At 75.1% G+C, this 15,538-nt stretch carries 6 protein-coding genes; 4 read left to right on the top strand and 2 right to left on the bottom strand.

The annotated features are described in order from the left end of the window. Nucleotides 1-44: 44 nt before the first annotated feature. From ACI79B_RS13665 to ACI79B_RS13650, 4 genes are all read left to right on the top strand, one after another. Entirely contained in the window at nucleotides 45-1,838 is a 1,794-nt protein-coding gene (locus tag ACI79B_RS13665; RefSeq protein WP_456928473.1) for a hypothetical protein, read from the top strand. Next, nucleotides 1,835-3,928: an ATP-binding protein gene (locus ACI79B_RS13660; protein ID WP_456928474.1), complete on the top strand. Its 2,094-nt coding sequence runs from the start codon at nucleotides 1,835-1,837 to the stop codon at nucleotides 3,926-3,928. The genes ACI79B_RS13665 and ACI79B_RS13660 overlap by 4 nt, the downstream gene beginning before the upstream one ends. A gap of 140 nt (nucleotides 3,929-4,068) precedes the next feature. Continuing rightward, the gene (locus ACI79B_RS13655; protein WP_457000157.1) at nucleotides 4,069-7,752 is read left to right on the top strand and encodes an eCIS core domain-containing protein; all 3,684 of its coding nucleotides are present in this window, start codon (nucleotides 4,069-4,071) and stop codon (nucleotides 7,750-7,752) included. A gap of 26 nt (nucleotides 7,753-7,778) precedes the next feature. After that, nucleotides 7,779-10,718 (top strand): glycosyltransferase, encoded by a 2,940-nt coding sequence (locus ACI79B_RS13650; protein ID WP_456928476.1) that lies wholly within the window; start codon nucleotides 7,779-7,781, stop codon nucleotides 10,716-10,718. Between the two features lie 32 nt (nucleotides 10,719-10,750). Here the strand turns inward: ACI79B_RS13650 and ACI79B_RS13645 are convergent, their stop codons facing one another. Both ACI79B_RS13645 and ACI79B_RS13640 read right to left on the bottom strand, forming a co-directional pair. Continuing rightward, complete coding sequence (locus ACI79B_RS13645) at nucleotides 10,751-11,146, bottom strand: cupin domain-containing protein (protein ID WP_456928477.1); 396 nt, start codon at nucleotides 11,144-11,146, stop codon at nucleotides 10,751-10,753. Between the two features lie 444 nt (nucleotides 11,147-11,590). Next, nucleotides 11,591-15,112: a CHAT domain-containing protein gene (locus tag ACI79B_RS13640; RefSeq protein WP_457000156.1), complete on the bottom strand. Its 3,522-nt coding sequence runs from the start codon at nucleotides 15,110-15,112 to the stop codon at nucleotides 11,591-11,593. Nucleotides 15,113-15,538 lie beyond the last annotated feature (426 nt).

The raw sequence follows: 15,538 nt of genomic DNA, 5'->3' as shown, positions 1-15,538 counted from the left end.
CCTGTCCACCGGCAACCGCCACGGGCCAGGTGCTCCGCGTCCGGGTGCGCACCCACGGGGAGGCGGCAGGCGGCGTCCCCGGCTGGCTGCGCTCGGAGTTGGCGCGCAGAGAGCTCGACCCGCCCGGCCTGACGCCGTCGGCCGTCCTCGTCGTGCGGCGCGTCGACGGGCGCCTCCCCCGGGCGGTCGTCGGGCCCTCCGCGGCGCGTTCGGCGCTGCGCGGCTGGGAGGGAGGACTCCGCGCCGACCTGGCCGACCTGCTCGGCCGCGCCGCACGGCCGCACGGCGGCGTGGTCCCTCCCGGCGCGCCCGCCGTCCTCTTCGCCGACCACGCCGAGTACCTCGCCTGCCTGGTGGCCGACGTCCTGCGCGGCGTGGCCACCCGGTGGTGGTGGTGGGAGGCGGCCCTGCGGGAGGCGGGCGGTCCCGACGTCGCCTCGGTGCTCGGCTCGCGGGTGGAGGTGCTCCCGGCCGTGGTCGACCTGCTCGGCGGCTGGCGGCTGGCGGCCGCCGCGGTACAGCGGATCGACGAGGCGCGCTGCGACCGGTTGCTGGGCGCAGTGCTGGACCGCTTCGACCTGGCGGCCGCGCGCCCGGCCGGACGTTTCCCGGGGCCCGCTCCCGGCCCGGGCGCCGGTGCGCCGCCGCCCGGCGGTCCACCCACGGGCGACACCGGGTCCGGTCCCGGTCCGCTTCCTGAGGACGGCAGGCCGGCCGCGGCGCGATCCGAGCAGCCGTGGGCCCGCTGGCTGGGACCGGCGGCCGTGCCGGACACCCTGTCGGCGGGGCGTGCGCGCCTGCTCGGCGTCGCCCTGCTCCTGCAGCGTGCGCCAGGGGCCGCGCGGTCGTCCGCCGTCACGGCCGTGCTGCGGGCGTGGGCGGATCCCCCTGCCCTCGTGGCCGGGAGCGACCGCCCCTCCCGTGACCTCATCCACGACGACCCCGTGTGGGCGCCGGCGGAGCCCGGCCGGACCGGGGTCTTCCCACCCGTGATCCCGGGAGCCGTGATCCCGGGAGCCGTGATCCCGGGACCCGGGACCCGGGACGCCGACGCCGCCCCGCCGGGACCGCGGCCGCACCCGGCGACCGCCGCGGCCGGCCCAGGCTCCTCCGGTCCCGCGCTGCCGTCGGACGACGGCCGTCGCCGGGGGCGCGGGCCGGCAGGCCCGGGCGGGCCGGAGGCCCTCGCCCCGCCCGGCCCCTCTGACACCGATCAGCCCGACCGGGCGCCGGCCGCTCCCGGTCCCCTCGGTCCGGACCCGCTGCGCACAGGCCTGACCGGGGTGCTCTACGCCGTCCACCTGATCACCCGGGCCCGGCCCGCGGACGCCGCCGACCCGCGATGGCGGCTGACCGAGATCGGCGGCTGGGGCCTGCTCGAGGTCGTGGCGCGGATCCTGCTCCAGACCCCACCGGGCGATCCGGGCGACGTGCACGATCCCCTCTGGCGGCTGCTGGCCCACCTCGACGGCCGGGAGCCCGGCCGCCCCGTCGGTTTAGGTCGCGCCGAGCTCGCCCTGCCGGACGGGCCGCGTCCGGCGACGCCGCCACCGCTGCTGGCCGGGGTGGCCGACGGCACCCGGGAGTGGGCGGAGGCGGCCGGGTGGCGACTGCGCGACCGGCTGGCCGCCGAGCTGGACCTGCCGCCGGCGCAGGCGGCGGCCCGGCTGCGGGTCCCGGGGCTGGTCTTCGCCTCCCGGACCCACGTGGACGCGGTCATGGACCTCGCGTCGATCGACCTGGCGGTGCGGATCGCCGGCCTGGACCGGGATCCGGGCTGGGTGCCGCGGCTCGCGCGCGTCGTCACCTTCCACTTCCGCTCGGGAGGCCTGCCATGACCCGCGGCGCCCTCGCCGGCATTCCGCTCACGGCCGAGCACCACTTCCGGGTCTGCTGCCACGTCGCGGCGTTCCGGCTCATCGCCCACGCCCGATCCCTGGCCGTCGCGGGGTCGCTCGATCTGGACGATCTCCTGCGGCGGCACCCGTTCCTCACCGGGCACCTTGAGGAGACCGCGCCCCTGGTGCCGCCGGACCTGAGCTGGGACGACTCCGCCCGCTGGTGGGACGAGGCGCTGTCGTCGTGGGAGGCGACCGCCGGCGACCGGCACCTGCCCCTGGTCGCGCTCGGCGCCACCGGGCTGACCACGGGGGAGCGGCTCGGCCTGGTCCTGTGCGGTCTGGTCGAGGAGGACGCGCGGTTCGGCTCGGTGTTCGCCGACCTGCAGCGCCCGTTGCCGTACCGCCGGCCCACGATGGACACGGTGGCCGCCGTCGTCGGCCCTCCCGCGGACGCGTGGACCCTGCGGGAGACCCTCCTGTCGCGGGGGCTCGTGGAGATGCTGCCGGGCTCGGGTCCCCGCTCCGAGGAGACCGCGAGCGTCCCGCTGGAGCTGTGGGAGGTGTTCCGGGGCCGCGGACCGGGGCGTGCGCCGGGGGCCGGCCACCTCGTACCGGTCAGCGAGCTCGACGCGTTGACGGACCTCGTCCTGCCCGAGGAGTTGCGTGTTCGTGCCCGGCGGCTGGCGACCGTGCTGCGGGGGGCTTCCCCGCGTCCGGTGGTGGTGCGCGGACCGGCGGCCGGCGGGCGGCGGCGGCTGGTCGGCGCGCTGGCCCGGCACGCCGGTAGGGGAGCCCTGTTCGTCGACGGGCCGGCCCTGGACAGCGGGGGGTGGTCCCGCCTGGGGGCGCTCGGCGCGGCCTTGGCCGCGATGCCCGTGGTGCGGCTGTCCCCGCTGCCCGGGCAGGTCGTGGAGGTGCCGGCCGTCCCCGGCCTGGCCTGGCACCTCGGGGTGGTGGTCGGGACCGACGGCGGCCTGCAGGGGGCGGCGCTGGAGTCGGCCGCCCGGCTCGACGTCCCCGCCGCCGGGCCGGAGGAGCGCCGGGAGCACTGGCGTCGCCACCTGCCCGAGCTCGACGAGACCGACCTCGACGACGTCGTCGACCGCGTGCAGCTGCCGAGGGGACACATCCGCAGGGTCGCCGCCCGGGCGCGGGACGCCGTGCTGCACGAGGGCCGCGGCGCCGTCCGCGCCACGGACCTGCGGAACGCCTGCCGGGAGCTGGGCCGCGAACGGCTGGACACCCTGGCGCAACGACTCGACCCCCCGGGGGCCGGCACGCGGCTCGTCGCCGACGACGTCGCGCGGGAGCACCTGCTCGCCCTCGAGCTGCGGTGCCGGCACCGCGAACGGGTCCTCGACCACGTCGGGCCGGGCTTCGGCGCCTCGAGCGGACCGGGGGTCCGGGCGCTGCTGACCGGTCCCAGCGGCACGGGCAAGACGCTCGCGTGCCGGCTGCTGGCCGCCGCGCTGGACCGCGACCTCTACCGGGTCGACCTCTCCGCCGTCGTGGACAAGTACGTGGGCGAGACGGAGAAGAACCTGCACCGCGTCCTGTCGGCCGCCGAGGAACTCGACGTCGTCCTGCTCGTCGACGAGGGCGACTCGCTGCTGGGCAGCCGGACCGAGGTCCGGACCGCCAACGACCGGTTCGCCAACCTGGAGACCGACTACCTGCTGCAGCGCCTGGAGACCTATCGGGGGATCGTCCTGATCACCACCAACCTGCCGGAGGCGATCGATCCCGCCTTCCGCCGCCGGATGGACGCCGTGCTGCACCTGGTGGAACCCGGGCCCGCACAGCGCTGGGAGCTCTGGCAGGCGCACCTGCCCGCCGGGTGCGCGGTCACCAGCGACCACCTGGAACAGGTGGCCGCCCGCGCGGAGATGACCGGCGGTCAGATCCGCAACGCCGCGCTGCACGCCACCCTCGCCGCCCTGGAGGAGGGGGAGCCGCTGGGGAACCGCCACCTCGACCACGCGCTGGCGGTCGAGTACGGCAAGGCCGGCGCCGTGTCGCCGTTCACCCGCGGTACCCGCGCGCCACACCGCCGCCGGTGCGAGACGTTCCTCGAGGCGATCCCGTGAACGCGGCCGTGGTCGCCGCCCACCGCGCGGCCGGACCCGGCGCGACGGCACGGCCGCGCACCCGCACGGGAGGAGCCCCACCCACCCGCGCCGCCCCACAATCCACGGTGGGGCGGGCCCCCGTGCTGCGGCTGCCACGGGTGAGCGAGCCGGAGGACCCGCTGGAACGCGAGGCGGTCGCCGTCGCTCGCTCCATCACGGCGGGTGCAACGGCCGGGCCGGTCTCGGCCGTGGGCGGCACCGCGGCCCGCCTCGCCGTCGGCGAAGATCCTGGCTCCGACCCGGCCGCCGTCGGCCGGCCCGTACCGCGCGCGACGCAGGGGCGCACGAGGCGGGCGGACGACCCCGTGATCGGTCGTGCGCCGCGGACCGGGCCCGCCGCCCCCGCGATGACGCCGAGGGTGGCCGCGGCGCTGCGCTCCCCGGCCGAGGGTGACGCCGTGCCGGCCTCGGTCCGGGCCGTGCTCGAACCCGGCCTCGGCGCTGACCTGAGCGGGGTCCGGGTCCACCAGGACCCCCGGGCGCGGGACGCCGCGGCCCGCCTGGGCGCACGGGCTCTGACGTTCGGCGGCTCGGTCTTCCTGGGGCCCGGCGAGTCCGCCCACGACGTGCCGTTGATGGCGCACGAGGCCGTGCACGTCCTCCAGCAGCGGACCGCCCTCGGCGGCGCGGGCGGTGAGGGCCCGGCGCAGCTCCTGCCGTCGTTCATCACCGACCGGCTGGCCTCCTACGCCCGGCACGTGCCGGGCTACACCCTGCTCACGGTCGTCATCGGTGCCGATCCGCTGACCGGTGAGCCGGTGGCACGGACCGCCCAGAACCTGGTGGGCGGCATCCTGGGGCTGGTGCCGTTCGGCACCGCCGTGTTCGACACGCTGGTCGAGCTGGGGGTCGTCGACGCAGCGCTGGCGTTCGTCGACCGCCGGCTGGCGACCTGGGACCTGTCCCTCGGCCGGCTGGAGCGGGTGATCTCCGACGCCTGGGACGAGATGGACTTCGTCCGCACCGATCCGTTCGACTTCAACCTGCCGATCCTGGTCCGCCGCGTGTCCGCGCTGGTGGACGACGTCGGCGGGTTCGCCGGATCGGTGCTCGACGCCCTGCTCGAGCTGGTGCGGCAGGCCGTCCGCGACGTCGCGGAGCCGCTGCTGGCCGAGAACCGCGCCTGGGGGCTGGCCACCAAGATCCTGCGCCACGACCCGCTGCGCGACCAGCCGGTCGAGGCCACGACCGTCGAGATCCTCGAGGACTTCCTGGTGCTCATCGGCCGGGAGACCGAGCTGGAGCAGATGCGCGCCCGCGGGACCCTGCAGGAGACCGCGGCCTGGCTCGACACCCAGCTGACCGTCGTCCAGACGCTGGTCGGTGAGCTCGGAGCGCTGTTGCAGGCGGCCTGGGAGGCGATCCGGCCGGAGAACCTGCCCGACCTCATGGCGAACCTCCGCGCCCTGGTAGCGAGGGTCTCCGGCCTGCTGCAGCGCGCGTGGGACTTCGCGGTGACGGTCGCGGCCAAGGTCGTCGAGTTCGTCAAGAAGGCGCTGCTCGGCTGGCTGAGCACCTTCCTGCGGGACGTCCCGGGGTTCCCCCTGCTCACCGTGCTCCTCGGGCGCGACCCGTTCACCGGGGAAGCCGTGCCTCGTGGCGCAGCGGGTCTCATCCGCGGCTTCCTCACCCTGCTGCCCAACGGCGCGGCCACCTACGAACGGCTGGCGGAGTCCGGGGTGGTGGACCAGGCCGCCGCGACCATCGAGACCGCGGTCGCCGAGCTCGGCATCTCGTGGGCGATGGTGACCGGCCTGTTCCGTGGCGTCTGGGACGGCCTGTCCATCGCCGACCTGGTCGACCCCATCGGCGCGTTCCAGCGGGTGCGGGACCAGTTCGGGGAGCCGATCGGGCGGTTGTTCGCCTTCGTCCGCGTGGTCCTGCGCGAGGTCCTCACGCTGGTCCTGGCGCTGATGCAGTTCCCCACCGGGGTGCTCGACCGGATCCTCGCGAACGCGCTGGCCGCCTACGACGACGTCCGCCGCGACCCGGTGGCCTTCCTGATCAACATGCTGGGCGCGGTGAAGGAGGGCTTCGCGCGCTTCTTCGCCGGCATCTTCGACCACCTGCTCGGGGGGCTCACCGACTGGCTGTTCCGGGGGCTGCGGTCGGCCGGCATCGACCCGCCCGCGGAGCTGACCCTGCAGAGCGGGCTCGGGCTGCTCCTGCAGCTGCTGGGCATCACCGCCGAGCGGCTGTGGGAGAAGCTGGCCGAGCGCATCGGGCCCGAACGGGTGGCGCAGATCCGCGGGGCCGTCGACCGCCTGACCGGCATCTGGACCTTCGTCCGCGACGTTCAGGAGAACGGCGTCTCGGCGGTGTGGACCCACGTCCAGGGCCAGCTGTCCGGCCTGTGGGACACGATCATCGGCCACGTCCGGACGTGGGTGATGGAGCAGATCGTCAACCGGGTCACGGTCAAGTTGCTGAGCATGCTCGACCCCACCGGCGTGATGGCGGTCGTCAACAGCTTCGTCGCGTTGTTCAACGCGGTGCAGTCCGCGGTCGAGTACGTCCGCGAGCTGCTCGACATCGTCGACCGGTTCGTCGGCACCGTCGCCGCCGTCGCCCGCGGGGACATCCAGCCGGGGGCCGCCATGGTGGAGCAGGGGCTGATCGCCGCCGTTCCGGTCGCCATCGGCTTCCTGGCCAACCAGGTGGGGCTCGGCAACATCGGCGACAAGATCACCGAGATCGTCGGTGGGCTGCGGACCCTGGTGGACCAGGCCCTCGACTGGCTGCTCGACCAGGCCGAGCGCCTGCTGCAGTCGGCGCTCAACGCCCTAGGAATAGGGGGGCGGGCGGCCCAGGCCGCAGGACCTGGCCCGGCTACTCCACCGGAGACAGTGGAGCCGCTACCCCCAGGGCTTCCGCCGGATGAGATCAAGCGGCGTGTCCTGGACATGGTCACTGCTCGCCTAGGCCGTGGAGACATGGCCTCAATTCAGACGGTGCACAGCTTCCTGCAGACGGTGGTGACAAGTAACCGCGACAGTGGGTTGCGCGACCTGCGGGTCCGCGTCGCGGATCCAGGTTCCATGGCCGTCGAGGTCATCGCTGAGGCGAGCGCCCCCCAGACGCGCCGGTTGGCCTGGGAGGAGATCTTCGCGGCCTCCGCCCTTGACGCCGATGAGGAGCTGGCAGTGTTCAGATCCAAGCTGGACTTGGCCGGCGAGGACTCCTATGCCGCGCTGGCAGTGGACGGCAGCCGCGTCGGCGAACTCAGTTCCAGCAGAAGGGGGCTCCACGCAGAGGAGGGGTTAGTCCGCAGTTCCGCATGGACGGATGCCCTCGACACGGCCAAGCAAAGTGTCGCCGCCAACGGTAGCTCGACACTCACCCTAATGATCAACCGAAGCCCGTGTGCTGCCTGTACCGAGTGGCTGGTAAGTGCAATCAAGGAAGCGCGGAGCCGGCTGGGTGACGGCGTCCATAGCCGCGTGCTTTGGCGTCTGGCCGCGACGGGGACATATAGGCGGCAGGCGAGAATAAAGCCCGCCGACATGGCCATCCTCCGCGAGGGGGCGCAAAAGATTGCTACGCGTCTGGGACGTCCGTTCGATGAGGTGTTCGAGGAGCAGGCGGAGATCTGGCGCGAGGATCTTCGCTCCTCCAGTACTGAGTGGAGCGACGCCGACGAGGAGTATTCCGGCCTCGCGTCCTTGGCCTCGGCTGGATGGCAGGTGTTCGGCTTAGACACCGGCGGTCCACTATTGCCTCGTCGACTGGAAATGGGTCAGATCGCTGCCCGGTTGGCAGAAAAATTTGGGTGGGGAACGTGACCCCGGGGCCGCTTGTGTCCTGTCTGATGCCGACGTGTGACCGGAGGTCTTTCGTCCCCCTTGCGATCGAGGCGTTCCTGCAGCAGGACCACGCGGAGCGGGAACTGGTGATCGTCGACGACGGGGAACCCGTGGCCGACCTGATCCCAGAGGATCCCCGGATCCACTACCACCGACTGGACCGGCGCACCGTGCTCGGCACCAAGCGGAACCTGGCGTGTGAGGCCGCCCGGGGCGAGATCCTCCTGCACTGGGACGACGACGACTGGTACCCCGCGGACCGCGTCTCCCGACAGGTCGCGGCCCTGGCCGCGACCGGCGCCGAGGTCTGCGGGACCCGCACGCTGCTGTTCCACGACCCGGTCACCGCCCGCGCATGGTGCTACGAGTACCCGGAGCGGGCGCGACCCTGGGTCGCCGGCTCCTCCCTGGCGTTCTCCCGAACGTTTTGGACGGGACACCCGTTCGACGCGGTGCCCACCGGTGAGGACACCCGGCTGCTCTGGCGCAGCGGGTCACGCCGGATCGCCGCCATCGGCGGGCCGCCGCTGCTGGTCGTCACCCTGCACGCCCGCAACACGACCCGGACCCGGACCAGCGGCTCTCGGTGGACGCCAGTTCCGGTCGCCGACGTCGTCGCCGCCATGGGGGAGGAGACGGCGGACCGCTACCGGGCGGCGGCGCGCCCCTCGGCGCTGAGGACCGCCAGCCGCCCGGCGCCCGACCGCCCCGCCGCCCGACCGTCCCCGGCGACGGCACGGACGGCGGCCGGGACACCGCCGCCCTCCTCACAGGCCGGCATCCGCCCACCGGCCGTCACGATCGCCATCCCCTACCACGGCTGCCGGCGCTACGTCCGCCGGGCCGTGGTCAGCGCGCTGGAGCAGACGTTCCGAGACACGCGCGTCGTGGTGGTGAACGACGCGGATCCCGTTCCCCCGTGGGACCTGCTGGCGGACATCGCCGACCCCCGCCTGGTCCGGTTCGACCTGGCGTGCAACGGCGGACGCTACTTCGCCGACGCCGTCGTGCTCGGCGCATCGGCCAGCCCCTACTTCGTCGTCCAGGACGCCGACGACTGGAGCGAGCCCACCCGCGTCGAGCGGCTGCTGGAGGCCGTCACGGCCGCCGGCGCGGACGCCGCCGTGTCCGCGTCGGCGGTCCACCGGCCCGGGGCCGGTCCCGCGGCCGGTGTCGTCGTACGACCGCGGTTCGCCACCGAGCCGATCACGGAGCGGGCGCGGCACCTGTGCGACCACCACGGCCTGTTCACCCGGGAGGCCCTGCTCCGGCTCGGCGGCTGCTACGGCGGCCTGCGGATCGGCTACGACACGCTCGTGATGAACCTGCTGCTCATGACGGGCAGGGTCATCTACGTCGACGACGTGCTCTACCACCGCACCGTGCGGCCGGACTCGCTCACCCGGGCTCCCGTCACGGGCTTCGGCTCACCGGCCAGGAGCGCGGCGCTCGCGGAGGTGCAGCGTCGGCACGGGCTCGCCTTCCGCGCCCACCGTCTGCACGCGCAGGGGGCCCTGACCCGGACGGAGCTCCTGGACCGCGTGCGCGCGCTGACCGACGGGCAGGTGGAGGACGAGGACCGCCGGCGCCTGCGCGCGGAGGTGGTCCGTCTGCAGCAGCAGCTCGCGGCCCCGCCCGGGGACCATCCCGCCGCCCACCCCGGGACGCGGCCGGCGACGGCGACGCGGCCCCGCACCCCCACGGTCGCCGACCTGCTGTGGTCCCGGGAACTCCCCTGGGACGACGGCTGGACGCTGCCCCGCTCCACCGCGGTCGAGATCGTGGAACAGCTGCGCCGCTCCGGGGCCCGCGAGGTGCTGGAGGCCGGCAGTGGCGCGTCGACCGTCGTGCTGGCCGCCCAGGCGGTGCGGACCGGTGGCCGGGTGGTCTCCCTGGAGCACGAGCCGCGCTATGCGGAGCGCACCACCGGGCTGCTGCGCCGATGGGGGCTCGAGGAGGCGGCTGAGGTCCGGCTGTCCCCGCTGGTGCCGCGGACGTGCGGCCGGGACCGGTACCCGTGGTACGCGGACCCGCCGGAGGGCCGCTGGGACGCCGTCGTGGTCGACGGGCCGCCGCAGCGGTTCGGGCGCCAGGCGGCCCTGTTCGCCGTCGCGGACTCCCTCGCCGACCGGTGGCAGCTGCTGCTGCACGACGCCCACCGGGAGCACGAGCGCCGGTGCCTGCAGCTGTGGCGGGAGCACTTCCACCTGCAGTCCACGGTGCACGACACCGACGATCAGGGACTGGCCGTGCTGCGGCCGGAGGACCGGCCGACATCGGCGCTCCCGGTGGAGGGGCTCGGCATCTCCGTGCTCACCGGGCACCGGCCGGAACTGTTCCGCCGCACGATGGAGGCGCTGGTGGACCACGCCGGGGACCTCCTCCGTACGTCCCCGGTCGTGGTCCTCGTCAACGGCTCGGACCCGGTCACCGAGCGGTATGCGAGGACGCTGGACTTCGTGGACGACGTGGTCGCCGTCCCCGGCCGTCCGGCTCCCGTGGGCCCCGCGGCGAGCTGGGCCGTCACGGCGCTGCTGGCCAGGGCCGAGGTGTCCTTCCTGCTCCACCTCGAGGACGACTGGCTGGCCTGCTCCCTGGACGACACCTGGGCCGCCCGTGCCGCCGGCATCCTGAGGGAGGACGACGCGGTGGGGCAGGTCCGCCTGCGCCACCGCGGGGATCGTGTGCTGTCCAGGCACATGGTGACCGGGCGGCCCATCGTCTGGGAGGAGGCCGACGGCCACGCGCGCAGCCCGTCGGCGCACTTCACCTTCAACCCGAGCCTGATCCGCGCTCGGCAAGCGCACCTGCTCTTCCCCTGCTCGGACGAGGCAGAGGCGCAACGCCGGTTCGTCCGGGGTGGCTGGGCCACGGTCCAGCAGAGCCCGGGGGTGTTCCGGCACATCGGGGACGGCGACAGCCTGCGGCGGCGGTTGCGGCGCTGAGGGGGCGACCGGGCCGCGCGTCGGCGACCGCCTCACGCGGTCGGTGTCCAGATGCCCTCACAGGGCTGCGCCTCGTCGGCGCCCGGCCACGGCGGCACGGTGGTCGCGACGGCGACGAGCGGCTCGCCTTCCGCCGATCGGAACTGGAACGCGGTCCCGACCGGTATGGAGACGGAGACACCGGCCCGCAGGTCGACCACACCGTCGGGCTCGGCGGCGGATCGCCGCCACATCTGCCCGGACCCGCTGACCACGTACCAGAGCTCCTCGACGGTGCGGTGCACCACCGCTCGGGACACGGCGCCGGCGGGGAGCGTGGAGTGCGCCGCGCTGCCGTGGGCGCCGGTGACGAGCAGGCGGACCTCCGAACCGTCCGGTGCCAGGTAGTCGGGGCCGGCAGGAAGAGTTCGGGTCTCCGGGCGGGTCATGCGGCCTCCTCGGGGTCGTGCCCGCGCTGCCCCCCTGCGCGGCCGCGGCTCCCGGGCCCGTCATCCCCTCCTGGCAGCCTCGGGGGACGTCGTCACCGGACCGTCACCCGTACGTCACCGCGGTGGCCGGGAGCACGAGGAGGCGCGTGCGGCGGCTGCCGGACGTCACCCCTCCGTCGCTGCGCCGGACCGGGGGCGGACCTGTCCCGTCTGCGTTCGCGGGCGGGTGTGGGTCACCGCGCGATCGGGGTTGACGCCCGCGGCCGGCTGGCCGGTGGTCGGCCGGGTGATGACGGTCCGGGGAGGAGCTGCGGGCGCGTCGGCGGCCACGCGCCCGTGGTGACTGGCGCAGGCACGACACCGGCGCTCCTCAGGGCGAGCGCGCCCGCGGCCGGCAGCGGCCAGGCCGCTGCGGAGCAGACAGCGGCGCCGTGCAGACAGCGGTCAGGAGGTCCCGATGTGGACGAACGGCGCCCAGAAGAAGGGATGTGCGGGATCGTCCGCACTGGTCGTTGCCTCCGGCGCAGTTCCGCCCAGGTCCCGGGAGGAACGCACGTGCCCCGCAAGGGGCGCTTCCGGATCCGTACGCAGCGAGCGGTACCACTCATCGGCCGCGCCCTGCGAGAGCGCGCGGAGGCGGCGCTGGGCAGCGGCCAGAGCCTGCCCGGTCGACTCCGTCGTCATCAGCTCCTCGTGCAAGGCCACCATGGTCAGGCAGGCCGTCCGGTCGTCGACCGGCCACAGGGACACGACCAGTTCCCGCGCGCCGGCGGCGATCAGTGCCCGGGTGAGCCCGATGAGGTCGCCGGCCGCCGTCGCCTGGCCGCGACCGCTGTCACAGGCGCTCAGGATGGCCAGGTCGACCGTGACGCCCAGACCCATGAGGTCGGGCACGGTCAGGCTTCCGTCGCCGGCCAGAACCAGTTCGGCGCTGTACGGCGCCCCCTCCCGGAGGATGCCGTGGGTGGCCAGGTAGAGCAGACGGGCCGACGGGAGCGCATCGAGCAGGGCCTCGCGGGTCGCTCCCGAGCCGATGAGGGGATCGGTCCGGCGCAGCCGGGCGACGGCGAGCGCCTCGTCCCGTGCGCCGGGCAGGCGGGGGAGTCCCCGCTGCGTGCTGAAGGCGGGATCCCCGAGCACGAGCGTGGGCGCATCCGGCCGGATCCGCCCCGGCACGCGCGGCGCCATCGACGCGGCCGGGAGGTAGGAGACGGCGTGGGTGGCCGCCAGGACGTCGTCGTCGTGGGGGAGGAGGTGGAAGGGGAGGACCGCGAGCGGGCCGTGCGGCACGAACACGACGCGCCGGAAGGTCTGCAGCTCGTCGGCGAACGGGCCGAGCAGAGCCGCGGCGAACCGGTGCGCCAGTGCGTCCCGCGCCGCCACCGTGGACGAGCGAGCCGCCACCGCGCGGTGGAACTGCCGGACGGCAGCGGTCAGCAGGGGTGTCTCACGCTGCTGGAGGACCACACGGGCGTCCTCGTTCGTCACCGCCCAGCCGATCAGCTCGTCGTTGAACGCGTGGTACTGCAGCAGCAGCGAGCCGGGGCCGAGGCGGCTCTGCACCTCCGCGAGGGACGGGGTGACGGGCAGCCGCCGTCGCCCGGCCAGGAGACGCGGAGCGGTGACCGCCACCGCCGCCTCGGCCTCGTCGAGGGAGCGCTCCGCCGCTCGCACGGTGCGGTGGATGTGACCGGGGGGTGTGTGTGCAGTAGGCCCGAGGGCGGCGACCTGCTCGATGGTGCGCGCCAATTCGGCCCCCGCGCGCTGCCAGGAGCGCACCGCGCCGAGCACGTGCTGGTCGACCCGGGTGAGCCGACCGGCCTCGACGAGGTCGGTGAGGGCACTCGCCCGAGACCGGTCGGAGAGCTCGAAGGCACGGGCCAGGTCCACGCTCCGCGAGGGTTCCGCGCCCGCGAGGGCCGCGTGCGCCGACACGGCCGTCGTGTATAGGCCCGCCACGTCCAGGTCGTCGGAGGCCGTGGTCCGGAAGACGTCCAGGGCCAGCGCGGTGAGGTGGTGTTCGAACGCCGCGATCGCCTCCGCGGCACGGGGCGCGGCCGCGCCGGGGTTCCCCGCGCCCAGCAGGGCCTCAGCGTGCACCGCGGGCCCCTCCCACGGCTGGTCACCCTCGGGGAATCCGCCCTGCGCAGCGAGGCGCTCCAGCGCTGCCAGCGCTTCGTCGAAGCGCTTGAGGCGGACGAGGAGGCGCACGGTGAGGTCGAGGGGGAGCCCGGCCTCCAGCAGGGGAGCGAGGTGCGCGGCAGCGTCGTCGAACCGGCGCATGGTCCCCAGCACGACTGCGGTCGGCAGCGGTCCCACCGCCGGAGCGGCCGCGAGGGCGGCGTCCAGTTGCCGCTGGGCGGTGGCGAGGTCCCCCGCCGCGCGGGCCGCGACTCCGCGGTACAGGGGGATGAAGACGGCTCCCTCGGCGATCACGTCGTCGAGGAACGGGCGGAAGGTCGCCTCCAGGTCACCCCCGGCCGCGCCGTCGCGCAGCCACGCGGCCAACTCGCCGACGCGGGCCAGCGCGTCGCCGTCCCGGAGGGCATGCGCATCCCGGTTGGCCGTGGCCGTGCGGTCGACGAGAGCGGCCCAGCCCAGTTCGCTCCTCACCGCGGGGTGGCTGCGGGCGTCCTCCAGTTCCGAGAGGGTCAGCACCAAGGCGGCTCTGCGGTAGTTGACCTGCATGTAGCGGTTGGCCTGCGCGCTGCGCAGCATCGCCGACTCGGTGGTCACACCCAGCGGTGCGTTGATGGCCTCCGCCAGCAGGACCGCCTGCCGGCTGCGGAGCACGTCCTCGTCGCGCCAACGGCGGGATCGGGCGAGGCACAGCCGGGCGAGTCCCCGGGCGAAGCTCGTGCTGCCCACGCTCGTCGCCCAGCGTCCGACCGCGGCGCCGACGTCCTGGACATCGGCCGGATCCCCGGCGTCGATCCGCGCCAGCGCGCCGTGCACGTCGATCAAGCGCACCAGGCCGCTGTCGCCGGCCTGGTCGGCGAGGCTCCGCGCCTGGTCCAGCAGCGGCAGCGCCTCATCCGCGCGCCCGGCCGCGGCAGCGAGCCAGGCCCGGCGGATCCTGACGGCGGCCACCCCACGAGGCGCGCCGGCCGCGGCGAAGGCGCGCTCGGCCGCGGCCCACAGCCCCAGCGCGCCAGCAGCGTCGCCGACTCGGCCGGTCGCTGCGAGGCCGTCCTCGAGCTGCTCAGCGAGGAGCTCGGGAGAGGAGCCCGGGGCGGCCATCCAGTCCCCGCTGGTCAGCACGCAGGCGGCCACACCGACGGGATCCTGTGCCGCCTCGTAGGCCGCGCGGGCACGGCCGAGTTGCTCCTGCGCCTGCGCATCGTGCCCGGCCCGGGCGAGGAGGTCGGCCAGCAGGAGCTCTGCCGGCGCGACGGCCACCGGCCTGCCGAAGCGCAGGAGGTCGTTCCGCACGGCCTCAGCCATCCGCAGCGCGAGGCCGGTGCCCTCGTCACCCCCGGCGACGAAGCGCCGCCACGAGGGGAGCGCGCCGACCAGCCGCGTGGCGACGACGATGAGCAGCAGGCCCGCGGGGGTCGTCGGCCGGGGCGGGTCCACCGTCAGGCGCTCGGCATCGCCAGGCTCCAGCACCGCGGCGCCGCCTCCGGGAAACCAGTTGCGGTCGACGATCCTCGCCAGGTGACGGAGCGCCTCACCGACGGCCGCGGTGTCGCCCGAGCCGGTCGGCAGCTCGCTGAGGAGCTGTAGCGCCCGCTTCGCTTCGCCGGCGTTGAGCGCGGCACTCGCGGCGACGAGCCGGATCTCCGCATCCGGGAGCTGATCTCGATACGACCCGTCGCCTGCCTCCTCGAGCACCCGGCCCGGATGTCCGCGCCACTCCTCGCGGACCAGCAGGTTCAGCAGCATCCCGAGCGACTGCATGGGCCGCCTCCCGCATCGTCGAAGGGTGCAAGGGCGACCCGGCCGGTGCTCATCGGCCGCCGTCATCTGCGGCGCTCCGCTGAGACGGGCTGGCGGGCGGCCTGGCGTCGTCCGCCGGCGCCGCGCTGGAAGACACCCGCAGGTGCGTGTGGTGCGGCTCGGCGTACCCCGAGACCCCGGCGCGGTCGGGCAGCTCAGGCACGGGACGTGGGCGGGCACCGGTCCGCTGGCCACGACTCCGATCCCGACGTCGTCCGGGTCCCCGGGGTGGGTGGTCAGCTTCCGCTGCCGGAGGCCGCGCCCCCGGATCCACGGACCCCGCGGGGCACCGTCGGCGGTCGGTGCCCAGGACCTTTCGCCGGCGCGCGCCGGCACGCTGCCCATCCCGCGGCCAAGCCGCACAGCCTCCGTGGAGTGCCGGCTGGCCGCCATGGCTTCCCCTCCCTGCGAGCGCCGACCCGGTCGCCATCGGATCGGAGCCGGACGAGGGCC

The organism is Geodermatophilus sp. SYSU D00879 (assembly GCF_054050375.1).
The sequence above is the reverse complement of the archived record's forward strand: the minus strand, read 5'-3'. Positions and strand labels throughout refer to the sequence as shown.

Bases quoted from the DNA above. Each gene is read 5' to 3' on its own strand.
- ACI79B_RS13660 (WP_456928474.1), top strand. From the start codon at position 1,835: ATGACCCGCGGCGCCCTCGCCGGCATTCCGCTCACGGCCGAGCACCAC.
- ACI79B_RS13650 (WP_456928476.1), top strand. From the start codon at position 7,779: ATGCCGACGTGTGACCGGAGGTCTTTCGTCCCCCTTGCGATCGAGGCG.
- ACI79B_RS13645 (WP_456928477.1), bottom strand. From the start codon at position 11,146: ATGACCCGCCCGGAGACCCGAACTCTTCCTGCCGGCCCCGACTACCTG.
- ACI79B_RS13640 (WP_457000156.1), bottom strand. From the start codon at position 15,112: ATGACGGCGGCCGATGAGCACCGGCCGGGTCGCCCTTGCACCCTTCGA.